Below are 22,845 nucleotides of genomic sequence, written 5' to 3' on the forward strand. Positions count from 1 at the left end.
CGTCGGCATGCCGGAGACCGTGACGCTCGGCGGCGCGGCATCCGTGAGGGGACGCTGGCTGGAGCAGGCGCTGCGCTGGCTGGTCGAGATTCCCGCCGCGATCGCCGTCGTCGCCGAGGTCATCATCCTCTTTGCCGGCATCGTCGCGCGCGGCATCTTCCACAAGCCGATCATCTGGTCGGACGAGTTGGCCTCTATCCTGTTCCTTTGGCTCGCGATGCTCGGCAGCGCGATTGCCGTGCAGCGCTCGGCGCATATGCGCCTGACCTTCTTCACGTCGTATCTGTCGCCGCGCGCCGAGGCCTGGGCCTCGACGCTCGCCGCCGGCGGCGTCGCGCTGTTCCTGGCGATCATCCTGCATCCGGCGCTGGATTATGTGGAGGACCAGGCGTTCGTCGAGACGCCGGCGCTCGGCTGGTCCGGCATGGTCCGCGCTGCGGCGATCCCGGTCGGCTGCATCATCGCGCTCGCCAGCATCTGCCTCACGCTGGTCAAACGCTCGGCGAGAGACCTGTTGGCCGTGGCCGTGCTGTTCGCCGCGATTGCCGGCGCGCTCTATCTCGCAGGTCCCTCGCTGAAGCCGCTCGGCAACTGGAACCTGCTGATCTTCTTCGTCGGGCTGCTCGGCTGTGCCGTGATGGCCGGCGTGCCGATCGCGTTTTCGTTCTGCCTGGCGACCGTCGCCTTCCTGCTCACGACCACGCGGACGCCGCTCCTGGTCGTGGTCGGGCGGATCGACGAGGGCATGAGCTCGCTGATCCTGCTCGCGGTGCCGTTGTTCGTGCTGCTCGGACAAATGGTCGAGCAGACCGGCATGGCGCGCGTGATGGTCAACTTCCTCGCCTCCGTGCTCGGCCATGTCAGGGGCGGGCTGTCCTATGTGATGCTCGGCGCAATGCTGCTGGTCTCGGGCATCTCCGGTTCCAAGACCGCCGACATGGCGGCGATCGCGCCGGTGCTGTTTCCCGAGATGCGCAAGCGCGGCATGAAGGATGGCGAGTTGGTGTCGCTGCTGGCGGCATCTGGCGCGATGAGCGAGACCATTCCGCCGTCGATCGTGCTGATCGCGATCGCCTCCGTCACCGGCGTCTCAATCGCAGCGCTATTCACCGCCGGTATCCTGCCCGGCATCGTGCTGGCCATCGTGCTCGCTTTCGTCGCGCGCTACCGCGCGGGCACCGAGGAGAACGCTGCGCTCAAGGTCGCGCGAGCGCCGATGTCGGTCGTGGTGAAGACCTTGTGGGTGGCGTTGCCGGCGCTGACGCTCCCGTTCCTGATTCGCAGCGCGGTGGTCGAGGGCTATGCGACCGCGACCGAAGTGTCGACCATCGGCATTGCCTATTGCCTCCTGCTCGGCCTGATCATCTATCGCGGCAGCCTGTCGTGGAAGAACGTGCTGCCGATGCTGGTGCAGACGGCCTCGCTCTCCGGCTCGATCCTGTTCATCGTGGGCGCCGCGAGCGCAATGGCCTGGGCGCTGGCGCAGTCCGGCTTCTCGCATGATCTGGCGGCGCGGATGGCCGGCGTGCCCGGCGGCGCCTGGGGCTTCCTGCTGATCTCCGTCGTCGCCTTCATCGTGCTCGGTAGCGTGCTGGAGGGGATTCCCGCCATCGTGCTGTTCGGCCCGCTGCTGTTCCCGGTCGCAGCCACGTTCGGCATCAACGAGGTGCATTATGCGATGGTGGTGATCCTGGCGATGGGCCTCGGCCTGTTCGCCCCGCCCTTCGGCCTCTGCTATTACGCCGCCTGCAGCATCGGCGGCGTGTCGCCGGATGCCGGCATGCGCCGGATCTGGATCTATCTGGCCTGGCTGTTCCTCGGGCTGTTGCTGATCACCTTCGTGCCGTGGATCTCGCTGGTGTTCCTGTGAGATCGACGCCGGCGTCGCAGTCGCGATGCCGGCGCGCGCACAGGTGACGAGTTCCCAGGCAATCTCAGGACATCGCGAGGCTGACGGCCGCGGAACTGATCGTGCCGGCGCTTTGGCCGTCGCGCGCCATCGATTCGATCGCGGTCCAGTTTTCGCGGAAGATCTTCGTCGCTTCGTTGGCATTGTCGGCCTGGATGGTCAGGCTGCAGGCGCGCCGCGTGCCGTTGCTGGCGAGCTGGAAGTAGAAAACGTACCCGCTGTTGTTGAGTTCGCCCGAAAACTGTCCCGGCATGGAGGCTCTTTCCCAGTTGTTGTCGTCCTGCGGCCCACACGCGCAGGATCATGCCTCGATGCGGCACGTTTGTGTTGTGACGATTCCTATTCGACGCGACAGCGCATTTTGTCGGCGAGTGTTGCCGGGATTCAACACGCGCGACGTACGGCGAGCGTTCTAGCTCGCCTGCTTCATCGCCCCGGCCGGGCGATCGCCGAACGGCGAGTCGTAGAGCCAGGCCATCTTATCGCAGAACTGTTCGAGGCTGGTGTCGCGCATCAGCTGGTTCCGCAGGCGCGCATGCACGCCGGCCGGATGATAGACATGGGTGCCGAGCTCGCGCGCCCCGAGCTGGACCCGCGCGGTACGGAGCAGCCTGATGCCGCGATAATGTTCCAGCGCGCGCTCGGGCGCGTCACGCATCGCAGCCAGTTGTTCCGCGAGCCAGACCGCATCCTCCAGCGCCATGCAGGCGCCTTGCGCGAAATATTGCAGCATCGGATGCGCGGCATCGCCGAGCAGGACGACGCGGCCGTCGATCCAGCGATCGGTGGGATCGCGGTCCGAGGTCACCCAGGCCTTCCAGTCCTTGCCGTGGTGGATGATCGCCTTGGCGCGCGGATGGATATCCCTGAAACCTTCCATCACCTCGTCATGGCTGACGGGTCTGGCGGCAAACACCTCCTTCGGATCGTTGTGGCAGGTGATGGCGAGGTTGAATACCTTCCAGCCTGACAGCGGATAATGCACGAGGTGGCATTTGGCGCCGGCCCACAGGGTCGCCGCGTTCCAGCGCAAATCTTCCGGCATCTGCTCCGCCGGAATCACGGAGCGATAGGTGGTGTGCCCGGCGACCCGCGGCGCGCCGTCATTGACCATCTGCTGGCGGATCCGGGAGCGCAGGCCATCGGCGCCAACCAGCAGGCTGCCCACGACGCGTTCGCCGGATTTCAACAGCGCGATGACTTGCGCGCCGTCCTGCTCATAGCCGGTGACGTCGCAATCAACCCGCAGCGTGACGTTGGCGTGCGCCTCGCAGGCACGCACGAAGATGCCGTGGAGATCACCGCGATGAACCACCGCATAGGGGTTGCCGAAGCGGCGGCGGAAATAGCTGGTGAGATCGATACTGGTGATCTCTTCCGCCGAGATGGCGTCCATCAGGCGCAGCTGGTCGATGAAGACGGCGACCGAGCGGGCGGCGTCGCCGACCTTCAGGCGATCGAAGGCGTGGAAGGCGTTCGGCCCGAGCTGGATGCCGGCGCCGATCTCTTCATAGCGCGGCGCGCGCTCCAGCACGGTGACGTGAAATCCGTTCTGCGCGAGTGCGAGCGCTGCGGCGAGGCCGCCGATGCCGCCGCCGGCGATGAGGATAGGCTGTTCCGACATGTTCCCTCCGTCATGTTGAGGTCCCCCGCGCCGTGCGTGGACGGCTTTTCTCGGGGGGCCGCTCCTTGGTCTGTGCCTGTTTCGGCTTGATCAGTTTTTCGATTTCGCCGCTCTCGATCTCGGCTTCGATGCGGTCGAGATTTTCGTAGAGCGCGCCGAGCACGGCCTTCAGCGCGGCCGCCTCTTTCTTGGCCAGCGTGCCGGTCGCGACCTCTTCATAGTAGGCGGCGACCGGCATGAAGCGGTCATAGAGCTCGCGGCCGGCGTCGGTCAGCTCGACCTGCAGGCTGCGCTGATCGTTGGCGGGGCGTTCGCGCGAGACGAGGCCAGTCTTGTGCATGTCGGCGACCAGCCGCGACAGCGTCGACAGATCGGCCGAGGTCAGCGTGCTCAATTCGACCAGGCGAAGCGGGCGCGCCTGCTCGGCCAGCGCCGCCAGCACCCGGTACATCGGAAGCGTCAGCCCTTCCTTGCGGACGACCTGGACGAACAGGTCGCCCATCCTTATGCCCACTCTGGCCAGCAAATAGGGCAGCGAATTCGATAGTCGATACATGGATTTATCCCCACAGCGTCGGTGTGCTGTGGGCTTAGCCATGCTTGCTCGCGTCGGCAATAGTTGCATCTGATTTAGTTGCAAATGATATAATTCCATTGACAAGTGTTTTGAAACGGAGTGTTCTGCTTGTCAAGATGGACAAGCCAAGGCGCTTGAAGTTGAGGCGCTTGAAGACAAGACACCCGAAGACAAGGTGAGGACACGAATGCAGGGAAAGATCGCGCTGGAAGAGCACTTCGCGCTGGAAGAAACACTGAAGGACAGCGCTGGCTTCGCGCCGGCCGACGATTGGGTCGAGCTCAAGGGACGGCTGCTCGACATCCAGGAGCGGCGCTTGCGGGAGATGGATGCCAACGGCATCGAACTCATGTTGCTCTCGCTGAATGCTCCGGCGGTGCAGGCGATTCCCGATCGCGGCCGCGCAACGGAGCTGTCACAGCGTGCCAATGATTATCTCGCCGAGCAGGTGGCGCGGCGGCCGCAGCGCTTCCAGGGCCTGGCCGCGCTGCCGATGCAGGATCCCGACGCTGCGGCGCGCGAGCTCGATCGCTGCGTGACGTCGCTCGGCTTCCGCGGCGCGCTGGTCAACGGCTTCAGTGAGCTCGCAGGCACCGACGGCGCGCTCTATTACGACCGCAGGGAGTTCTGGCCGTTCTGGTCCGAGGTCGAGCGGCTCGACGTGCCCTTCTATCTGCACCCGCGCAATCCGCTGGCGAAGGATGCCGCGATCTATGAGGGCCATCGCTGGCTGATGGGACCGACCTGGGCGTTCGGGCAGGAGACGGCTGTGCACGCGCTGCGCCTGATGGGCTCGGGCCTATTCGATGCCTATCCGCGCCTGCAGATCATTCTCGGCCACATGGGCGAGGGCCTGCCGTATTCGATCTGGCGGGTCGACAATCACAACAAGTGGATGCGCGCCCAGAACGTCTATCCGGCCAAGCGCAAGATCGCCGATTACTTCCGCGAGAATTTCTACATCACGACCTCGGGCAATTTCCGCACGCAGGCCCTGATCGACGCGATGCTGGAGATCGGCGCCGACCGCATCCTGTTCTCGGCCGACTGGCCATTCGAGAACATCGATCACGCCGCCGCCTGGTTCGACGTGGCGACGATCGCCGAAGGCGACCGCTTCAAGATCGGTCGCGAGAACGCGCGGACGCTGTTCAAGCTCTAATCATCTCAATCTGCCGCAGAGCAGACCATTTTGACATCGGAGGGAAACCATGGGCACTTCGTCTGAGATTGACGTTCATGAGGAGCTTGCCGGCGCGGCGATCAGCCCGTCGCACAAGGTCCTCGGCATTCTCATCACCCTGATCACGCTGTTTGACGGCTACGACACCTTCAATCCGGCCTACGTCATTCATTATGTGATGCAGCCGTGGGGACTGGTGCCGAGCCAGGCGGGGCTGCTGGTCAGCTCCGGCCTGGTCGGTTTCCTGTTCGGTGCGATCGGGCACGGCATGGTCGCCGACCGGTTCGGCCGCCGCGGCACGCTGCTCGCGGGTCTGTGGATCGTCAACGTCTTCACGCTCCTGACGGCGCTGTTCGCCCATGACTTCCTGAGCTTCTGCGGCCTGCGCTTCGTCACCGGGCTCGGCCTCGGCGTGCTGCTGCCGCTCGGCACCACCTACATCAACGAGCTGGCACCGCGCCGTGTCAGCAACACGTTCTCGCTGTGGGGCGTCTCGCTCGGCTGGTCGCTGGGCGGCGTGTTCGCAGGCCTCGTCGGTGTCTACCTGACGCCGCTCTATGGCTGGCCGGTGCTGTACTGGCTTGGGGCGATGTCGATCCCGCTGACGCTGGTCGTGCATGCGGTGCTGCCGGAGAGCCCGAAATTCCTCGCCGCCCGTGGGCGTAGCGATGAACTGCGTGCGCTGCTGGCGCGGCTGCGGCCGGAGCGCGCCGAGCTTTATCGCAACGCGACCTTCCGTGCGGCCGCCGGTGAGGTGACGCGCAACACGGTCAGTGCTTTGCTCAGCCCGCGCTACCGGCGCGTCTCGCTCACGATCTGGATCACGGCGTTCCTCAGCCTGTTCGCGATCTTCGGCCTCACCGGCTGGATCCCGACCGTCATGATCAAGCGCGGCGAGACCTTTGCCGCATCCTTCGGCTTCGGCGCGCTGATGCAGGCGACGTCCTTCCTCGGCGGCTTGACGCTGGCGATGCTGGCCGACCGGAAGCTCGGCCTGGTGCCGCGCTATCTCTCGGCATGGTGGGTGTTTGGCGGCGGTGCGGTGCTTGCGCTGGTGTTCGTCAGCGGCCACGGCTTCAACCTCGCGATCGTCGCGATCGCCGGCTTCTGCATCATCGGCGCGCAGCACGTGCTGAACAATTTTACTGCCAGCTCCTACGAGACCGATTTCCGCGCCTCCGGCGTCGGCATGGAGCTCGGCGTCGGCCGCGTCGGCGCGATCCTCGGCCCTTATGTGATCGGGCTGTTGCAGCAGGCCACCGGCGGTCCCGACGTCGTGTTCTGGGCGATCGGCGGTGCGGCGATCGTCGCGGCGCTTGCGATCGGATCGCTGGGCCCGGCCTCGGCCAATCCTTCGACGGCGACCGGTGCGGCGCTGCCGGAACAGGAGACGCTCCGTGCGTGATTTCGACGAACGCAACATCACGGATGCCGTCATCGACAGCATGGCCGGTACGTCGGATGCGCGGCTGAAGACCGTCATGACGAGCCTGGTTCGTCATCTGCACGACTTCGTCCGCGACGTCGAACTCTCCTTCGACGAATGGAATCAGGCGATCGAATTCCTGACCCGGACCGGGCAGACCTGCACCGATACGCGGCAGGAATTCATCCTGCTGTCGGATACGCTCGGTGTCTCCATGCTGGTGGATGCGATCAATCATCGCATGCCTGAGGGGGCGACCGAGACGACCGTGCTGGGTCCGTTCTTCGTCGCCGCCGCGCCGGACCTGCCGTCCGGCGCCGACATTTCCGATGGCATGGGCGGCGAGCCACTTGAAGTCAGCGGCACGGTGTGCTCGGCGGACGGCGTTCCGCTTGATGATGCGACCGTCGATGTCTGGCAGGCCGACGACGACGGCTATTACGACGTGCAGCAGCCCGAACGCGACTCATTCGTGCTGCGCGCGCGCTTCAGGACCGATCGGGAAGGGCGCTTCGCCTTCACCTCGATCATGCCGGCGTTCTATCCGATTCCGGATGATGGTCCGGTCGGTGACATGTTGCAGGCGCTCGGCCGTCATCCCAACCGTCCCGCGCATATCCACTTCATGATTTCAGCTGCGGGTCATGAGACGCTGATCACGCATCTGTTCGATGCCGAAAGTCCGTATCTGGATTCGGACGCCGTGTTCGGCGTGAAGAACTCGCTGATCGCTCAATTTGCGAGGAGTGAGCGCGCAGGCGAGCAGCGGCGCACGCTCAGCTACAGGTTCGGCCTGAAACCGCTGCCATCGCAGCGACCGTAACGCTCATCAAAGGAGATACACGATGTCCGGTTCCACCGAGGTCGCGGGTCGCGATCAGTCCACGCAGCTGTCCGCTTCGCTCGTTATGCTGTTTGCGCGGCTCGCGGTCGCGCCGCTGTTCCTCTACAGCGGGATCGGCAAGGTGATGGCGTTCACGACGACCGCCGGGCGTCTCGGTGGCGCTGACGGCATCGGCGCGTTTCTCGCAGGCGGCGCGATTGCGGTTGAGCTCGGATGCGGTGTGGCGCTGATCCTCGGCCTGTTCGCGCGACAGGCAGCGGTTGCGCTGTTCCTGTTCACGATCGCGGCGACGCTGATGTTCCACAATTTCTGGGCCGCGCCGGACGCACAGGTCGTGATGCAGACGATCAACTTCCTGAAGAATCTCGGCCTGCTCGGCGCGCTGGCGCTGATCGCAGTCTACGGGCCGGGCGCCTATTCGCTGAATGCGGCCATCAAGAGCGGCGCCTGAATTTTCAGGCAGGGAGCAGTTCGGCGAGGAAAAAGCTATTCCTCGTCGCTGCCGGGCGTCCGGCGCAGCATGAAATGGCCGAACGCGGAGGCGATCGGCTTGGTTGGATCGTCCTGCCAGGCCTGCGCCTCGAAGGCGACGATGCGCCGGCCCTGCTTGACGATCGACACTTTTGCGAAACTGTCGAGCGCGCGGCCGGAGCGCAGATAATTGATCGTCAGCCCGATCGGCTTCGGCGGCGCCGCCGCGCCGAGCTCGCGCGTGACGCCGACGATCGCGGTCGTCTCCAGGAATGCGCCGGTCATGCCGCCGTGAATCGCCGGCAGGATCGGATTGCCGATGATCTTGGGCGAGAACGGCATCACCAGCGTGCCGTCGTCGCCATCGCGGATGCCGAGCCAGCGCGCGAACGGGCTGTGGGGGAAGATGCCGTTGACATCGTCGGGCGCCTCCAGCGTCGAATTCGGGCCGGGATTGGTGCGGCGGTCGCTCAGCATGTTGGTCCGGTTGGCGCCGATCATGAAGCAGCCGGTGGCAGTCGCGACCGGATCGTCCTCGGACTCCTGATAGGCCGTGGAGCGCACGAAGGCGATCGAGCGGGTGACGCGGGTGCAGACCGAATGCGCCCTGATCGCAAGGCCCGGCGTCGCCGGTTTCTGGTAGTCGATGCGCAGATCCAGCGTTGCGATGGCGCGGGTGCCGTCGAGTGCGAGCTGCACCGCCATGCCGCAGCTCTCGTCCAGCATCGCGGTGACGACGCCGCCATGCAGCACGCCGGTCTCGGTGTCGCCGACGAAGACGGGACGATAGGGCAGGCTCGACCAGGCCTCGCCGGGCTCGGCGCGGTCCATCTGCAGGCCGCTGATATGGCCGTAGTCGGAACGGCGGGCCACGATCGCCTTGGCTAGCTCTTCGAACGGCAGGGGTTTGTTGGGTGCTTCGGACATGGGTTGGTTCTAGACCAATGCGGCGGCGCGGGCAAAGCGACCGATGTCGAATCGGCAATGATCCATGCCGGGAATGTGATGGTTTGCTGCCTGGAGGTCGTCTACGGTCGTGGCCAAGGAAGAAGCCACGGAGGACATCATGCGGAGAGGTCAGGCATCGATATGGGCGGCGGCGCTGGCGCTTGCGGCCCTGCAAATCGCATCACCTCTCCGCGCGGAAACCTTGCCGGTCGGTCCGCTGGTCGGCGACCAGATGCTGTCGCCGTTCTACGTCTGGAGCAAGGATTTGCCGTCGCGCGCCGGCGTGATGCTGCGCGAGGAGCCGATGCCGGCGCAGCCGGAGATCAGCCACGCCGCGACCGCCAGCCGGATCCTCTACACCTCCGATGACGTGCGCTGGCATTCCGGCATCGTGCCGGTGAGCGGCACGCTCTACCTTCCCAAGGGCGACTCGCCCCCGGGCGGCTGGCCGCTGGTGGCCTGGGCGCACGGCACGCTCGGCGTTTCCGATCGCTGTGCCCCGTCATGGACCGGACACAAGCCGCGCGATGCCACCTATATCGACCGCTGGCTGGCCAGCGGTTTCGCGGTGGTCGCGACCGACTATCAGGGCCTCGGCGGGCCTGGCCCGCACACCTATCTGAACTGGGAGGCCGAGGGCCGCTCGGTGCTCGATGCCGTGCGCGCGGCGCTGTCGTCGCAATCCGGCAAGCTCGCGCAAAAGGTGTTCGTCACCGGACAGTCGCAAGGCTCGGGCGCGGCGCTCGGCGCCACCCGGATTGCGCCGTCCTATGCGCCCGACGTGCCGTTGCTCGCGACCGTCGCGACCGGCGTCGTCTCGACATTTCCGGACGGTCCGTACAAGGCACCGCTGCGCATCGAATCGCCGATCTATATCTCGCTGCTGATGCTCGGCGGCGCGCTGCCGGACGGCGCACCTTCTGTCGATAGTCTCGTCAGCGACAAGGGCAAGCCGATCCTGACGGCGGCGCGCGAAGCCTGCACCGGCGAGATGCGCGCGGTTGCGCATAAGGATGGCATCACCGCTGATAACGTCTATGTCGAGCCGATGGCGAAGGTCGAGGCATCGCTGACGCCGGTGACCAACATGTCGATGGTACGTCTTCCGGTGCCGGTGCTGCTCGGCACCGGCCTCGCCGACAGAACGCTGGTGCCGCGCCGGCAATATGGCGCGGTGGCTGCGCTGTGCGCCGGCGGGAGCGATGTGGTCTGGAAGACCTATCCTGGCGCGACCCATAATGGCGGCCTCAACGCGGCCTTCCCGGATGCGCTCGCTTTCTTCCGCGACGCGCTCGCCGGCAACAAGCCGCAGAGCAATTGCGGCGCGATCAGCGCACCCGACGCGCCGGGCAAGGCGGCGGAGGGAATTCCGTTCAACGATTGAGGTGAAGCGCGTTAGTCGATTGCCGCCATCGCATCAACGTCGGTCCACAGATGAGAAGAAGCCCCGGAGACATCTCCGGGGCTTTGTCAGTTGGACGGGAGGAAAGAGACGTCAGGATCAGTATTTGGCGACGACCGGTCCGCCGAACTTGTAGTTCAGGCCGAGGCGGACGATGTTCGAGCGGATGTCGACCGAATGGGTGTAGACGTTGCTCGGGTAGGCAATCGCCGGAACGAATGCGGCGAGGTTGGTGCTGGTCACCGTGCTGCGGCCGAGATCGACATAGAGATATTCGGCCTTGAGCGACCAGCCGTTGCCGACGGCATATTCGCTGCCGACGCCGGCGGTCCAGCCGACGCGGGTGTCGCGGATGGCGGCGGACTCGGTCGCAGCCGCGAACGTGTCGGTGAAGTTGAAGTTGGCCTTCACGTCGGCGATCGCGACGCCGCCGGTGGCGTAGAGCAGCCAGTTCGGGGTGGCGAGCACGCCGAGGCGGCCGCGGATCGTGGCGAGCCAGTCCGACGACACCGAAGAGTTGACGGTGAAGGTGGTGGGAGCGCAGCAGGGATAGACGGCCGAGCCGGTCGCGCTGCCCTTGAAGCCGAAATAATTGATGTCACCCTCGATGCCGAGGACAACGCGATCGACTTGCCAGTTATAGCCGGCCGTGAAGCCGCCGGTCACGCTGGAGCTGTTGACGTTCTGCGCGCCGACTGCGGCAATGGCCGGGACGCTGCTCGGGGCAAAGTAGCCGACCGGTGAGTGCACGGTCGAGGTGGTCGGATCCGCGCTGCCCCACGCGCCGCCGACATTGCCGCCGATATAGAAGCCGGTCCAGCTGTAGACAGGCGCCATCACGGGCGCCTTGGTGTAGGCAGGCGCCATGTCGGCGGCGAGCGCGGATGCCGTGCCGAACAGAGCCAAAGAAAGCGCCAGAGCGAGTTTCTTCATTTTTGTCTCCATGCCCACGCACGACCGATGTTTGCGTCCGAAGCGCCGTGGTCGTAAGGGCGGCGGCGCAGCACCGGGAATAAACTGCGCAGGAGACATCGTCTTGCACTGGGGAGCACCGGGGTTGGACCCCGCTGCAATGAGGCGGGATGTTCCGGAGATGTTGCCGATCGGCCACGCCTGCTGCGGGCTCAGTCGCCGCCGCGATGGCGCAGCGGCACGTCGCCGTAGCGGCGGCGGAAGCAGCGGTTGAAGTAGGACGCCTCGTTGAAGCCGCAGGCGAGCGCGATGTCGCTGACCTTGAGGTGATCGTTGCGACGATCGGCCAGCATGCGGCGCGCCTTCTGCAGCCGGAGTTCGAGCACGCGCTCGGAAAAATTCACGCCGGTCTCGCGCAGCAACTGCTGCACATAGCTCGCCGACACGCCGATCTTGGCGGCGATGATCTGCACCGAGAGGGCGGGGTCGGCGAAACCCTGGCCGATCGCCCGCAGCACCTCGCCGCAGCGCGTGCCGCGAAGCCCGCGCAGCCGCGCCACTGCGACGGTGTCGCCGGCGCTGCGCAGCGCCAGCGCCACCAGATCGCACACGGTCGCCTCGACATGCTCGGTCAGGATCGGATCGTCGGTGAGGCCGCCGGGCTCGAGCAGCATCCCGACATAATGATTCAGATGCATCAGCATGGGTGCTGCGCCATCCAGCGCCGAGCCGGTGAGGCCGTCGATATCGGGGACCAGCCGCTGCAGCATGGATAGCGGGATGCCGATACTCGCCCAGCTTTGCGCGCCGCGGCAGGCGAACGGTTCGGTGCCGCTGAACAGCAGCGCCCGGCCGCCTGCGATCGCCTCGTCACGCCCGGATTGGGAGAAGACGAATTCGGCCGCGGCCAGGTTGAAGCTGAGGAAGTAGCGGGCCTGCGGAAGCGCTGTCACCTGCTCGGCGGTGCGGATGATGGAATGCATCGAGCCACGGAAGCGGACCAGCAGCAGGTCCCGCACCGCCGCGAAATCCCAACGTCCCCGGAACGGGCCGGGATCGAGATGCGCGAGATCGGTGGCGCCGAGCCAGTCGCAGAAGGCCTCACGCCAGAGATTGAAGCGCGTGCGATCATCCAGATGATCCGGAAGATCGTCTGTCGTCACCGTCAATTTTCGCATGATTTTTCATTGCGCCGGCCGGGACCCCGGAGGGCGGGCAGGCGATGGTCCCATCTGTCATCCGGCGGGCCGGGATGGCCGCCATCCATGTCTTGGTCGGTCCCTTCGCAATTCCGGTTCGATTTCCGCTATACAGCGCCAACCCCATTGTTCCCCTGCTTGAGGCCGTATCCCATGACCGTTCCGACCGTCTCACCCCAGGACATCCGCCGCGCGCTGCTGCTGCGCCGGGAGATCGCGCTGCTGGATGTCAGGCACGAAGCGGAATTTGCCACCGGCCATCCGCTGTTCGCTGCCAACATGGCGGCCGGCCGCATCGCGCTGGAAGCCGCCGTCCGCTTGCCGCGCAAGGACGTGCCTGTTGTGCTGTATGACGACGGTGAGGGCCTGGTCACCGCCGCGGCCGCGCAGTTGAAGGAACTTGGTTATACCGATGTGCGCGCGCTGGCAGGCGGGCTGCAGGCCTGGCGGTCGGCCGGCTACGAGGTGTTCGAGGACGTCAATTCCTACGCCAAGGCGTTCGGCGAGCTGGTCGAGGCGCGCCGCCACACGCCGTCGCTGAGCGCGGACGAGGTGGCGAAGCTGATCGCGGAAAAGGCCAACATCAGGATTCTCGACGTCCGCCGCTTCGACGAATATGCCACCATGAACATCCCGGGCTCGGTCAGCGTGCCCGGCGCGGAGCTGGTGCTGCGCGCCGGCCGCGCCGCGCCCGATCCCGACACCACCATCATCGTCAATTGCGCCGGCCGCACCCGCTCGATCATCGGCACGCAGTCGCTGATCAATGCCGGGCTGCCGAACAAGGTGCGCGCGCTGCGCAACGGCACGATCGGCTGGACGCTGGCCAAGCACGACCTCGCGCATGGCGCGAGCACGCGCGGCGACATCGGCCTGTTCGACGGCGCCGGCGACAATGCGCGCGATGTCGCCTACCGCGCCGGCGTTTGCCGCATCGGCATGGATGAACTTGCGGCCTTGCAGGCTGACGGCGCTCGCACGCTCTATCGCTTCGATGTGCGCGACGCCGAGGAGTATGCGGCCGGACATCTTGCGGGCTTCCGCCACTATGCCGGCGGCCAGCTGGTGCAGGAGATCGATATGGCAGCATCGGTGCGCGGCGCGCGGATCGTGCTGACCGACGACAGGAATGTCCGCGCGGAGATGACGGCGTCCTGGCTCGCGCAAATGGGCTGGGACGTCTATGTGCTCGACGGCGGCTATGACGGCGCGCTGGAGGTGGGGCCGCCGCAGGTCCTGCCGAAGCCAGATCCGGCCCACCGCTACCGCCGGCCCTATGAAGGCACGGACGTCGCCGAGAAGGCAATGCAGGCCTATCTCGACTGGGAATACGGTCTGGTCGAGCAGCTGCGCCGCGACGGGACCCACGGCTTTTATGTGATCTGAGGCCGGCTGCCAGCTTGCGGACATCGCGCGGCCGTGGCGGGTATCGAACGCCCGGCAGCGGAAGCAGCGCGCGTGACCTGGTCAAGCTGCTGTAGACGCTGGCGGAGGTTAGGAGCCGTCAAGTCGTCGCTGCGCTCCTCGCAATGATGGTGATTCAGTTCTGGCCGAACGCCTCGTAGACCAGCTTCTTGAAGGCGGGCGTGATGCGGCTGCGCTCGTTCTGGGTCTGCTCGAGCATGACGTAGACCATGTCGAGCTTGGGATCGACGCCGAAATAGGTACCGCTGCCGCTGTCCCATTTCAGCTCGCCGATGAGACCTGCCGCCGGCGGTTTGGCGTTGCCGGGATCGGTGCGCATCGCGATGCCGTAGCCGTAACCAAAGCCATCGCCGGGAAAGTACCAGTAGTCGCGGCCGACGCCGGAGCCTGGGCCGATATGATCCGCCGTCATGTCCTTGAACGCGGCGGGACTGAGATAGCGCCTGCCGTCGATCTCGCCGCCATTGAGCAGCATCTGCGCAAAGCGCGCGTAGTCGAGCACGGTCGACACCAGCCCGCCGCCGCCGGATTCCCATTCGGGATGGGCGCGGCGATCGCGCTCGGCATCGAGCAGGATGGTGTCCGTCGGCAGCGGCTCGGCCAGCCGCGTGCGTATCTCGGTGTCGTCGAGCACGTATTTGGTATCCTTCAATCCCATCGGATCGAAGATGCGCTCCTTCTCGAACTGATAGAGCGTCTTGCCTGCGATGATCTCGATGACGCGGCCGAGCACGTCGGTGGAATGGCCGTAACGCCACAGCGTGCCGGGCTGGCGCGACAGCGGCAGCTTTGCCAGCCGCGCGACGAACTCCTTGTTGTCGAACTTGCCGTCGAACAGATGGCCCTGCCTGTAAATGTGCTGCACCCATTGTGCGCCGATATATTCATAGGTGATGCCCGAGGTGTGGCGCATGATGTCCTCGATGGTGATCGGGCGGACCGGCGGCTCCAGATCGAGCTTGCTGAGATCGTTCTCGTTGGGCGGCTCGATGCCGACCTTCACGTCGGCGAAGGCCGGGATGTATTTCGACAGCGGATCGTTCGGCGACAGTTTGCCTTCGTCGACCAGCATCATCGCGGCGACGCTAGTGATCGGCTTGGTCATCGAATGCAGCGCGAAGATCGTGTCCGTCGTCATCGGCTTCTTCGCCTTGACGTCGCGCATGCCGAATGTCTTGAGGTAAACCGGCTTGCCGTGCTGCTGGATCAGGATGACAGCGCCGGGCAGCCGGCCGCTCGAGACCTCCTCGTTGAAGAACGCGGTGATGCGCTCGAGCTTTTCCGGCGAGGGCGAGGGGATATCGGCGGCACAGGCCGAGCTGATGGCGCCAAGGGCGATGCCCACCAGCATGGCGGCGCGAACGGAGCGCATGACGACGGACGCCATGTTGCCGGCCGGATCAAATTTCCATGACATGGCGAACAGCCCCGACGTCGTGATGCGCTGGGAAAGTTTTAGCGCGATGGCCGCGGCCGATACAGTGCTTTCCGTTGGCCGGCATCTGCAACGAATGTCGCAGGTCAGACGATCTGCGTCGCCCCCACCGGCGTGCGCACCGCGTTCGAGAGCACCTGCAGCGCCTGGGCGAGCTCGGCGCGGTTGCGTGCGGCGCCGAGCGAGACGCGCAGGCCGCGGGGGACGGCGCTGCCGGCGGCAAATGCATCCTCGCCGACGACGGCCAGGCCGTTGCGCATCAGATGTGACAGCAGGTCGGTGCCGTCGAAATGTTTGGGCAGCGGCATCCAGATATGGTGGCTCGCCGGCCGCGCGGCGAAGGTCACGCCCTTCAGGAAGCGCGCGGCGAGCTGCTGTCGCGCGGCGGCTTCGTTGCGGATGGCGCGGATGATCTCGGCAGCGACGCCGGATTTCAGCCACTGCGTGACCAGCGCGACCATCAGCGAGGGCGGCATCTGCATGGTGGCCTGCAGCCCCGCGCGCACCGCCTGCTCGGCGGCGAGGTCGGGCGCCAGCAGATAGGCGACGCGCAGCGCCGGCGCGATGCACTTTGCAATGCTGGCGGCGTAATAGGTACGCTCGGGGATCAGCGTCGCGATCGGCGCGGCCTGCGGTTCGAGCGGACCATAGACGTCGTCTTCAATCAGCACGCTGTCGCGCTTGCGGATGATATCAGCGATGGCCTTGCGCCTGATCGCACTCATCGTCGCCGTGGTCGGGTTCTGCTGCGTCGGCACCAGATAGACCGCCTTCGGCTTGTGCTTGCGAATGGCCTCGTCCAGCGCGTCGGGCCGCGCGCCTTCGTGGTCCATGGCGACGCCGATCAGGCGGACGTTGAGTCGGGCTGCTGCGGCCTTCACGCCGGGGAAGGTGAGCGCTTCCGTCACAACGACGTCGCCGGGCGAGGTTAGCGCGAGCAGCGCGTTGAAGATGATCGCCTGCGAGCCGGGATAGACGACGATGCGATTGGCTTCGGCGTGCGGCAAGCGTGGTTGCAGCCACGCGGCTGCAGTCTCGCGCTCGTCATGCGTGCCGCCGGGACGTGAATAGCTGAGGAACGCGCTGAAGCCGGCGTGCTCGCGGATCGTGGCCAGACCCTGCGCGATGCGCAGGTCGAGATTGGCCTCGACCGGCTGCGGCGGCAGGTTCATCGAGAGATCGATGTTGAGCGTTACAGGCAGATCGGCTGCGGCGCGTGCGGTCGTCTCGGAGACGAACGTGCCCTGGCCGACGCGGGCATCCAGCAACCCGCGCCGCCGCGCTTCGCCATAGGCGCGCGTCACCGTGGTGAGGTCGATGTCGAGCGCAGTTGCGAGCGCGCGATGGGTCGGCAGCCGTTGGCCCCGCACCAGCCGTCCGCTGGCGATATCGGCGGCGAGCGCGTCGACGATGCGGACGAACATCGGGCCCTGGAATTCGGAAACTGTAGGGATCCAATCCATGCAATTTAGCCAATTGTCTTTGATTGTAGGCATCATGAGACATATTGTATGGATCAATTAATCAGTCAAGGATGACGATCATGTCCAGCCCGGTTTCCCTTGCCCAAGCGATGTGGCGCGGTTTCACCATGAAGTGCCCGCATTGCGGCGAAGGCCATCTGTTCGGCCGCTTCCTGAAAGTGGCGGATCATTGCGAAGTTTGCGGCGAGGATTTCACCCCGCAGCGTGCCGACGACTTTCCCGCCTATCTGGTGATCGTCGTGGTCGGCCACATCGTGGTGCCGGCGATGCTGTCGCTGGAAATGGCCTACGCGCCGCCGGCCTGGCTGCAACTCGCAATCTGGATCCCGGTCACGCTGTTCAGCGCGCTCGCGCTTCTGCAGCCGACCAAGGGCGCGATTGTCGGGCTGCAGTGGCAGTTGGGGATGGAAGGGTTTGCCGCATCGAGGCAACGGAGCGGCGGCACCGCAGTCGCGATCCGTAGGGCGGGTTAGCGTTAGCGTAACCCGCCGCGTTGCACGGCACGAAGATGGTGGATTACGCCTGCGGCTAATCCACCCTACGCATCAAAATCACACAGGCTTGTGATGCGGCACGAACAGCCGGCCCTTTTCGGTCACGGCGATCACGGCGAGCGAGGCCAGCGTGCAGAGGAAGAAGCCGGTCGCGAACGGCAACAGCGTGCCGTCATAGTCCTGGCCGATGGTCATGCCGATGCCGATCCCGAGCAGGGTCGTGATCGTGCCGTACAGCGAGGAGGCGGTGCCGGCGATCTTGCCCTGCGGCTCCATCGCGAGCGCGGTGAAGTTTGCCATCATCAGGCCGAAGGCGAACATCATCAGCGCCGACAGCGCCAAGAACAGCGGCAGCGACAGCGTATCGGTCTTCACTGCGACCAGCAGCGCGCCGGCGACCACGGCAAATCCTGATATCGCGGCGTGCGAGATCACGCGCATGCCGACGCGGTGGACGATGCGCGAATTGAGGAAGCCTGCAATCGCAACGCCGATCGCGACTGCCGCAAACGCCAGCGGGAAATAGTGGCCGAGCTTGAACACTTCGGTAAAAATCTGCTGCGAGGAGAACACGAAGGCGAACAGCGAGCCCTGCACGCCGCCGGCAGCGAGCGCGTAGCCGATGGTCTGGCGCGTGGTGATGGTCTGGCGGAACGCCGACAGCACCTCCGGGATCGCGAGCGACTTGCGCAGCTCGACCGGCAGCGTCTCCGGCATGCGCAGCGCGCTCCAGGCGAGCGCAATCACGCCATAGATCATCAGCACGACGAAGATGCCGCGCCAGTGCGTCAGGAGCAGCACGGCCTGCCCGAACGACGGCGCGATCACGGGCACCGCGATGAACACCATCATCGCCAGCGACATCACGCTCGCCATGCGGCGGCCGGCGTAGCAGTCGCGCACGATCGAGGTCGCGATCACCCGCGTCGCCGCGGTGCCGAGGCCCTGCAGCGCGCGCGCCAGCAGCAATGTCTCGAACGAGGGCGCCGCGATCGCGAGCAGGCCGGCGATGCAGTACACGCCCATGCCGCCGAGCAGCACCGGACGGCGGCCGAACCGATCCGATAGCGGACCCATCACGAACTGGCCGACGCCGAAGCCGACCAGAAAGATCGACAGCACCATCTGCGGCCGGTTGGCATCGGCGATGGCAAACGCGGATTTGATGTTGGGCAGCGCCGGCAACATCATGTCCATGGCAAGCGGGTTCAGCGCCATGATCGACGCGATCACCACAACGAATTCGGGGAAGCCCATCGGGCGATGGCCTGAGGAAACCCAGGCGTCGGCATTGATTTCAGACACGTGCACCTCTTGCGAGGCCGCAATGTAGCGGCTTCGCTGCGATGCACAATGCGCGTTTCGGGATGGGTGGTGGTCGGCGAGGGCTGAGGTAACGCGATGAGGGGCGCGATCACGCGTCCGTGACGCCGAGCATCGCCTTCAATTTCATCACGGCGCTGTCCGGTGTGGTCAGCACCGGCCTGCCGGTGGTCTGCGCGACAGCGTCGGCGGCGGGCGCCATGCTGTATTGGGCGAGCGCGATCAGGTCGCAATCGCGCAGATCCTTCGCGGCCTCCACCACCAGGCGATCATGGGTGGCGCGGTCGCCGGCGTCGAGCGCGGCCAGCGCACCTTCGGCGAGTTTCGGCACCAGCTGGATCGAGGACGGGAATTCCGGCGGCATCGATTGCAAGGTCGGCGGGAATGTCGAGAGCAGGCCGACCTTGCGGCCCTTTGCGGCCGCCTGCTCGATCATCGCCTCGTTCGGCTTCAGCACCGGCATCGGTGCGTGCGCTCGCGCGACCGCCTCGATGCAGGGGCCGAAGGCGGAGCAGGTGAAGAGGATGCCGTCGGCGCCGGTGCTGGTGGCATAGCGGCCGATGGTGAGGAAGCGCTCGGTCATCGCGTCCGTCAGCTTGCCGTCGCGCGCGAGATCGGCGGAGAGAGAATCGTCGAGCAGGTTCATCAGCCGCGCCTGCGGCCAGAATTTTGCGAAGGCTGCCTCGATCGGCACGATCGAGTGTTTCAGGGCGTGGATCAGGGCAATGCGCATGGGAAGCTCTATCGTCGTAACAATCTGCCGTAGGGTGGGCAAAGCGCCTTGTCCGTCGTACCTCACCACGAGCGAAGGCGGAAGCGTGCCCACCATCGCGAGCACGCCGTAGATGGTGGGCACGTCGCTTGCGCTCCTTTGCCTACCCTACGCTTTTCGCGAACGTCCTTACTTGAACGGAATCGCGTACATCAGGCCACCCTTGCTCCAGGTGCCGTTGAGGCCGCGCTCGAGCTTGAGCGGGCTCGTCTTGCCGACGTTGCGCTCGAAGATCTCGCCGTAATTGCCGCCGGCCTTGATCGCGCCGACCAGCCATTTGTTGTCGAGGCCGAGCCGCGAGCCGAGATCGCCGGAGGCGCCGAGCAGGCGCTGGATCGCGGGTGTCTGCGACTTCGCCATTTCGTCGACATTGGCTTGCGTCACGCCGAGCTCTTCGGCCTCGACCAGGCCGTAATGCAGCCAGGTGATGATGTCGCTCCAGACCTCATCGCCGTTGCGGGTGAACGGGCCGAGCGGCTCCTTGCTGATGGTCTGCGGCAGCACGACATAGTCGTCGGCCTTGGGAGCTGCGGTCGCGACCGCGCCGGCGAGCGCGGAGGCGTCCTGGGTCATGGCATCGCAGCGGCCGCCGAAAAAGGTCTGGTACATGGTGTCGACGCGGTCGAACACCAGCGGCTTCCAGTCGATGCCGTTGGCGCGGCCGTAATCGCCGAGCGTCACCTCATGCGTGGTGCCCTGGGCGACGCAGACGGTCGCGCCCTTCAGCTCCTTGATGTCCTTGACGCCGATGTCCTTCTTCACCACAAAACCCTGGCCGTCGTAGAAATTGACCGGTCCCTGCCGCAACCCCTGCGTGGTGCCGCGAAGGAAAGTCTGGGTCGAGTTGCGGTAGAGCACGTCGATCTCGCCGGACTGCAGCGCCGTGAACCGGTTCTGCGCGGTCAGTGCGACGTAACGCACCTTGTTGGGATCGCCGAGCACGCCGGCGGCGAGCGCGCGGCAATAGTCGACGTCGAGACCCTTGTAATTGCCCTGCGAGTCCGGTGCCGAGAAGCCGGCAAAACCGGCGCTGACGCCGCATATCAGCGTGCCCCGCTGCTTGACCGTGTCGAGCGTCGCTGCGCCTGCGGTTGCCACGCCTGCGACAAGCAAGGTTGCAGTCAGTATTCCCCTGTACATTTGCACTCCTCCTCTAGTGACCAACACTCTTCAACGCATTGTCGACGGCTGCCCCCAGCCGCTCGACGATCATGTCGATATGCTCCGCTGTCGAAATGTAGGGCGGCGCCAGCAGCACATGGTCGCCGCTCTGACCGTCGGCGGTGCCGCCCGACGGATAACAGCCGAGGCCGCCGGCGAAGGCCGCGGCCTTGATGCGCTGATGCAGCTTCAGCTTGGGATCGAACGGCTGCCGCTTGCTGCGGTCGGCGACCAGTTCGATCGCCCAGAACAGGCCGCGGCCCCTGATGTCGCCGACATGGCGGTGATTGCCGAAGCGTTCGACGAGGCGCTGCTCAAGCTGCTTGCCGCGCTCCTTGACCTGGTCGAGCAGCTTTTCCTCGCTGATGACCTTCTGCACTTCGAGCGCGGCGGCGCAGGCGAGGGGATGGGCCAGATAGGTGTGGCCGTGCTGGAACGCGCCGGAGCCGCTCCGCACGGTGTCGACGATGGTGGCGCTTGCGAGCATCGCGCCGATCGGCTGATAGCCGCCGCCGAGACCCTTGGCGATCGCCTGGATGTCGGGCGCGATGCCTTCCTGCTCCCACGCATGCAGCGTGCCGGTGCGGCCCATGCCGCACATGACCTCGTCGAGGATCAGCAGCGCGCCGTGGCGGGTGCAGATCTCGCGCACCGCCTTGAAGTAGCCTTCCGGCGGCGGCACGCAGCCGGCGGTGGCGCCGACCACGGGCTCGGCGATGAAGGCTGCGACCGTATCGGGGCCGAGCCGCTGGAATTCAGCTTCGAGTTCGACAGCGAGGCGGGCGACAAAGCCGGAGTCCGATTCATCGTCGCGCTTCTCGTGATAGGCAAAGGCCGGCGTGACATGGCTGAACGATGGCGACAGCAGCGGCGCATAGGGCTCGCGGCGCCAGGCATTGCCGCCGGCCGACAGTGCGCCCAGCGTGTTGCCGTGATAGCTCTGGCGGCGCGCGATGAAGCGGGCGCGCTTCGGCTCGCCGCGCTCGATGTGATATTGCCGCGCCAGCTTGATCGAGGCCTCGATCGCCTCCGAGCCACCGCTGACGAAATAGGCGTAGGCCAATCCGCCCGGCTCGTGGCCGACCAGACGCTCGGCGAGTTCTTCGGCCGGTGCGGAGGAGAAGAAGCTGGTGTGCGCATAGGCGAGCGTCGAGGCCTGCTTGGCGATCGCGCCGAGGATGCGCGGATGCTGATGGCCAAGGCAGGACACCGCGGCGCCGCCGGAGGAATCCAGGATGCGGCGGCCGTCCTCCGCGATCAGCCAGACGCCTTCACCGCCGATCGCTTTCGGCGGCGTCTCGCGCAGGCTGCGGTGCATCACGCGGCTCTTGGGGGCGCCCATGATACCTATCCTTTCTCGGCAAAATATTGCGACATCTCGGCAAGCCGGTCTTCGGTCTGTTCCAGCTTGCGCTTGGCGGCCGCGCCACCCAGCGTGAAGGTGACGGCGGCCAGCGACTGCGCGATCGCTATCGCGCCGGTGAGGCTCGGGAAGAAGCCGGGCGAGGTCGCGGCTTCATACAGCAGCAAATGATCGGCGCCCTCGGCCATCGGCGCGCTGATCGTATCGGCGATGGCGATCAGCGTGGCGCGGGCATGATGTGCGGCGCGGGCCGACAGCACGCTCGCGGTGGAGTAGGGCGCAAAGCCGATCACCACGACGGCATCGCCAGCGCGGAACGCGCCATGGTCGAGATCGTCGGGACCGGCGCCGCCGACCAGTTGCACCGCATCGGGACGGAACAGGCGAAGCTGGTAGTTCAGGAGCTCCGCGACGCTGCGGCAGCTGCGAAAGCCGGCGATCCAGATCCTATCCGCGCTGTGCAGCACGCGCGCGGCATCTGCGATTGCAGTGGACGAGATGCGGCCAAGGCCGGCGGCTTCCGCCTCCAGCTTCTCGTTGATCAGCGTGACATCGGCATTCGGCCCGGCGCGGCGGCCCTTGGTGCGGGCGGAGAAAGGCGAGGCCTGCGTCGGCCGGCGCGCTTCGGTGAGTGCGGCGCGCAATTCGTCCCAGCCGGAATAGCCGATCGCCTTGGCAAGACGGGTGAAGGCGGCGGGATCGGCGCCGGCGACCGCCGCGAGCTCGCGCATCGAGCGGGTGGTCGCGTCGTAGTCATTGGCTGCGACAAATCGGCCAACCTCCTGCAAGCGCATCGGCAGCGACGGCAATGCGCTGCACAATTCGCCGAGCGGCGATCGATTGGGCGATGGTTTCGGCTCAGCCTGGGCCATGAAACATATGTTGCATGAATC

The 22,845-nt window shown here is 65.9% G+C and carries 21 protein-coding genes; 8 read left to right on the forward strand and 13 right to left on the reverse strand.

Features of this window, described 5'->3' with window-relative positions:
• Window positions 1–7 precede the first annotated feature (7 nt).
• A complete protein-coding gene (locus JQ604_RS03910; RefSeq protein WP_212353883.1) occupies window positions 8–1,870 on the forward strand; it encodes a TRAP transporter large permease in 1,863 nt (620 codons plus the stop codon).
• A 64-nt stretch (window positions 1,871–1,934) separates the two neighbouring features.
• On the opposite strand, the gene JQ604_RS03915 is transcribed toward JQ604_RS03910, so the two are convergent.
• The 3 genes from JQ604_RS03915 to JQ604_RS03925 form a co-directional block, all read right to left on the reverse strand.
• On the reverse strand, window positions 1,935–2,162 hold the full coding sequence (locus JQ604_RS03915; RefSeq protein WP_212353266.1) for a hypothetical protein: 228 nt from the start codon (window positions 2,160–2,162) through the stop codon (window positions 1,935–1,937).
• Between the two features lie 159 nt (window positions 2,163–2,321).
• Complete coding sequence (locus JQ604_RS03920; RefSeq protein WP_212353269.1) at window positions 2,322–3,533, reverse strand: 3-hydroxybenzoate 6-monooxygenase; 1,212 nt, start codon at window positions 3,531–3,533, stop codon at window positions 2,322–2,324.
• Window positions 3,534–3,543: 10 nt separating this feature from the next.
• Window positions 3,544–4,089 carry a MarR family winged helix-turn-helix transcriptional regulator gene (locus tag JQ604_RS03925; RefSeq protein ID WP_212353271.1) on the reverse strand — a complete coding sequence of 182 codons (546 nt, stop codon included), beginning with the start codon at window positions 4,087–4,089 and terminating at the stop codon, window positions 3,544–3,546.
• Between the two features lie 208 nt (window positions 4,090–4,297).
• Here JQ604_RS03925 and JQ604_RS03930 point away from each other — a divergent pair, with 208 nt between their 5' ends.
• Genes JQ604_RS03930 through JQ604_RS03945 form a run of 4 tightly spaced genes read left to right on the forward strand, consistent with a single transcriptional unit; the run spans window position 4,298 to window position 8,014 of the window.
• Window positions 4,298–5,272 (forward strand): amidohydrolase family protein, encoded by a 975-nt coding sequence (locus JQ604_RS03930; RefSeq protein WP_212353273.1) that lies wholly within the window; start codon window positions 4,298–4,300, stop codon window positions 5,270–5,272.
• Window positions 5,273–5,321: 49 nt separating this feature from the next.
• Entirely contained in the window at window positions 5,322–6,698 is a 1,377-nt protein-coding gene (locus JQ604_RS03935; RefSeq protein ID WP_212353275.1) for an MFS transporter, read from the forward strand.
• Window positions 6,691–7,542, forward strand: a complete 852-nt coding sequence (locus JQ604_RS03940) for an intradiol ring-cleavage dioxygenase (RefSeq protein ID WP_212353277.1) — start codon at window positions 6,691–6,693, stop codon at window positions 7,540–7,542. Before JQ604_RS03935 ends, JQ604_RS03940 begins: the two co-directional genes overlap by 8 nt.
• Window positions 7,543–7,564: 22 nt before the next feature.
• The gene (locus JQ604_RS03945; protein ID WP_212353279.1) at window positions 7,565–8,014 is read left to right on the forward strand and encodes a DoxX family protein; all 450 of its coding nucleotides are present in this window, start codon (window positions 7,565–7,567) and stop codon (window positions 8,012–8,014) included.
• Between the two features lie 35 nt (window positions 8,015–8,049).
• On the opposite strand, the gene JQ604_RS03950 is transcribed toward JQ604_RS03945, so the two are convergent.
• The gene (locus JQ604_RS03950) at window positions 8,050–8,961 is read right to left on the reverse strand and encodes a hotdog domain-containing protein (protein WP_212353281.1); all 912 of its coding nucleotides are present in this window, start codon (window positions 8,959–8,961) and stop codon (window positions 8,050–8,052) included.
• Window positions 8,962–9,100: 139 nt separating this feature from the next.
• Here JQ604_RS03950 and JQ604_RS03955 point away from each other — a divergent pair, with 139 nt between their 5' ends.
• Window positions 9,101–10,366, forward strand: a complete 1,266-nt coding sequence (locus JQ604_RS03955; RefSeq protein WP_212353283.1) for a lipase family protein — start codon at window positions 9,101–9,103, stop codon at window positions 10,364–10,366.
• Window positions 10,367–10,483: 117 nt separating this feature from the next.
• Here the strand turns inward: JQ604_RS03955 and JQ604_RS03960 are convergent, their stop codons facing one another.
• Both JQ604_RS03960 and JQ604_RS03965 read right to left on the reverse strand, forming a co-directional pair.
• Window positions 10,484–11,317 (reverse strand): outer membrane protein, encoded by an 834-nt coding sequence (locus tag JQ604_RS03960; protein ID WP_212353286.1) that lies wholly within the window; start codon window positions 11,315–11,317, stop codon window positions 10,484–10,486.
• Between the two features lie 191 nt (window positions 11,318–11,508).
• Window positions 11,509–12,474, reverse strand: coding sequence for a helix-turn-helix transcriptional regulator (locus JQ604_RS03965; protein ID WP_212353289.1), 966 nt, complete (start codon window positions 12,472–12,474; stop codon window positions 11,509–11,511).
• A gap of 174 nt (window positions 12,475–12,648) precedes the next feature.
• Here JQ604_RS03965 and JQ604_RS03970 point away from each other — a divergent pair, with 174 nt between their 5' ends.
• Entirely contained in the window at window positions 12,649–13,881 is a 1,233-nt protein-coding gene (locus tag JQ604_RS03970) for a rhodanese-like domain-containing protein (protein WP_212353293.1), read from the forward strand.
• Between the two features lie 154 nt (window positions 13,882–14,035).
• Here the strand turns inward: JQ604_RS03970 and JQ604_RS03975 are convergent, their stop codons facing one another.
• Both JQ604_RS03975 and JQ604_RS03980 read right to left on the reverse strand, forming a co-directional pair.
• The gene (locus JQ604_RS03975; protein ID WP_433996222.1) at window positions 14,036–15,337 is read right to left on the reverse strand and encodes a serine hydrolase domain-containing protein; all 1,302 of its coding nucleotides are present in this window, start codon (window positions 15,335–15,337) and stop codon (window positions 14,036–14,038) included.
• 104 nt (window positions 15,338–15,441) lie between these two features.
• Window positions 15,442–16,818 (reverse strand): PLP-dependent aminotransferase family protein, encoded by a 1,377-nt coding sequence (locus JQ604_RS03980; protein ID WP_212353296.1) that lies wholly within the window; start codon window positions 16,816–16,818, stop codon window positions 15,442–15,444.
• Window positions 16,819–16,898: 80 nt separating this feature from the next.
• Between JQ604_RS03980 and JQ604_RS03985 the strand changes: the two genes are divergently transcribed.
• A complete protein-coding gene (locus JQ604_RS03985; RefSeq protein WP_249157985.1) occupies window positions 16,899–17,312 on the forward strand; it encodes a DUF983 domain-containing protein in 414 nt (137 codons plus the stop codon).
• Between the two features lie 78 nt (window positions 17,313–17,390).
• Here JQ604_RS03985 and JQ604_RS03990 read toward each other — a convergent pair whose 3' ends face one another.
• The 5 genes from JQ604_RS03990 to JQ604_RS04010 all read right to left on the reverse strand — a co-directional run bounded on the left by JQ604_RS03990 (window position 17,391) and on the right by JQ604_RS04010 (window position 22,824).
• On the reverse strand, window positions 17,391–18,638 hold the full coding sequence (locus tag JQ604_RS03990) for a multidrug effflux MFS transporter (RefSeq protein ID WP_212353299.1): 1,248 nt from the start codon (window positions 18,636–18,638) through the stop codon (window positions 17,391–17,393).
• A 109-nt stretch (window positions 18,639–18,747) separates the two neighbouring features.
• The gene (locus JQ604_RS03995) at window positions 18,748–19,389 is read right to left on the reverse strand and encodes an aspartate/glutamate racemase family protein (protein WP_212353302.1); all 642 of its coding nucleotides are present in this window, start codon (window positions 19,387–19,389) and stop codon (window positions 18,748–18,750) included.
• A gap of 168 nt (window positions 19,390–19,557) precedes the next feature.
• Window positions 19,558–20,568, reverse strand: coding sequence for an amino acid ABC transporter substrate-binding protein (locus tag JQ604_RS04000; protein WP_212353305.1), 1,011 nt, complete (start codon window positions 20,566–20,568; stop codon window positions 19,558–19,560).
• A gap of 13 nt (window positions 20,569–20,581) precedes the next feature.
• Window positions 20,582–21,931, reverse strand: a complete 1,350-nt coding sequence (locus tag JQ604_RS04005) for an aspartate aminotransferase family protein (protein WP_212353307.1) — start codon at window positions 21,929–21,931, stop codon at window positions 20,582–20,584.
• Between the two features lie 5 nt (window positions 21,932–21,936).
• Complete coding sequence (locus tag JQ604_RS04010; RefSeq protein WP_212353310.1) at window positions 21,937–22,824, reverse strand: MurR/RpiR family transcriptional regulator; 888 nt, start codon at window positions 22,822–22,824, stop codon at window positions 21,937–21,939.
• Window positions 22,825–22,845 lie beyond the last annotated feature (21 nt).

The sequence above is a fragment of the Bradyrhizobium jicamae genome (genome assembly GCF_018130695.1).
In the GTDB taxonomy this organism is placed as follows: domain Bacteria; phylum Pseudomonadota; class Alphaproteobacteria; order Rhizobiales; family Xanthobacteraceae; genus Bradyrhizobium; species Bradyrhizobium jicamae_B.

Excerpts from the sequence above, each read along its gene's own strand:
- JQ604_RS04005 (WP_212353307.1), bottom strand. The coding sequence starts at position 21,931 with ATGGGCGCCCCCAAGAGCCGCGTGATGCACCGCAGCCTGCGCGAGACG.
- JQ604_RS03910 (WP_212353883.1), top strand. The coding sequence starts at position 8 with ATGCCGGAGACCGTGACGCTCGGCGGCGCGGCATCCGTGAGGGGACGC.
- JQ604_RS03960 (WP_212353286.1), bottom strand. The coding sequence starts at position 11,317 with ATGAAGAAACTCGCTCTGGCGCTTTCTTTGGCTCTGTTCGGCACGGCA.
- JQ604_RS03925 (WP_212353271.1), bottom strand. The coding sequence starts at position 4,089 with ATGTATCGACTATCGAATTCGCTGCCCTATTTGCTGGCCAGAGTGGGC.
- JQ604_RS03935 (WP_212353275.1), top strand. The coding sequence starts at position 5,322 with ATGGGCACTTCGTCTGAGATTGACGTTCATGAGGAGCTTGCCGGCGCG.
- JQ604_RS04000 (WP_212353305.1), bottom strand. The coding sequence starts at position 20,568 with ATGTACAGGGGAATACTGACTGCAACCTTGCTTGTCGCAGGCGTGGCA.
- JQ604_RS03970 (WP_212353293.1), top strand. The coding sequence starts at position 12,649 with ATGACCGTTCCGACCGTCTCACCCCAGGACATCCGCCGCGCGCTGCTG.
- JQ604_RS03995 (WP_212353302.1), bottom strand. The coding sequence starts at position 19,389 with ATGCGCATTGCCCTGATCCACGCCCTGAAACACTCGATCGTGCCGATC.
- JQ604_RS03945 (WP_212353279.1), top strand. The coding sequence starts at position 7,565 with ATGTCCGGTTCCACCGAGGTCGCGGGTCGCGATCAGTCCACGCAGCTG.
- JQ604_RS03930 (WP_212353273.1), top strand. The coding sequence starts at position 4,298 with ATGCAGGGAAAGATCGCGCTGGAAGAGCACTTCGCGCTGGAAGAAACA.
- JQ604_RS03955 (WP_212353283.1), top strand. The coding sequence starts at position 9,101 with ATGCGGAGAGGTCAGGCATCGATATGGGCGGCGGCGCTGGCGCTTGCG.
- JQ604_RS04010 (WP_212353310.1), bottom strand. The coding sequence starts at position 22,824 with ATGGCCCAGGCTGAGCCGAAACCATCGCCCAATCGATCGCCGCTCGGC.
- JQ604_RS03965 (WP_212353289.1), bottom strand. The coding sequence starts at position 12,474 with ATGCGAAAATTGACGGTGACGACAGACGATCTTCCGGATCATCTGGAT.
- JQ604_RS03980 (WP_212353296.1), bottom strand. The coding sequence starts at position 16,818 with ATGGATTGGATCCCTACAGTTTCCGAATTCCAGGGCCCGATGTTCGTC.
- JQ604_RS03975 (WP_433996222.1), bottom strand. The coding sequence starts at position 15,337 with ATGTCATGGAAATTTGATCCGGCCGGCAACATGGCGTCCGTCGTCATG.
- JQ604_RS03915 (WP_212353266.1), bottom strand. The coding sequence starts at position 2,162 with ATGCCGGGACAGTTTTCGGGCGAACTCAACAACAGCGGGTACGTTTTC.
- JQ604_RS03950 (WP_212353281.1), bottom strand. The coding sequence starts at position 8,961 with ATGTCCGAAGCACCCAACAAACCCCTGCCGTTCGAAGAGCTAGCCAAG.
- JQ604_RS03985 (WP_249157985.1), top strand. The coding sequence starts at position 16,899 with ATGTCCAGCCCGGTTTCCCTTGCCCAAGCGATGTGGCGCGGTTTCACC.
- JQ604_RS03920 (WP_212353269.1), bottom strand. The coding sequence starts at position 3,533 with ATGTCGGAACAGCCTATCCTCATCGCCGGCGGCGGCATCGGCGGCCTC.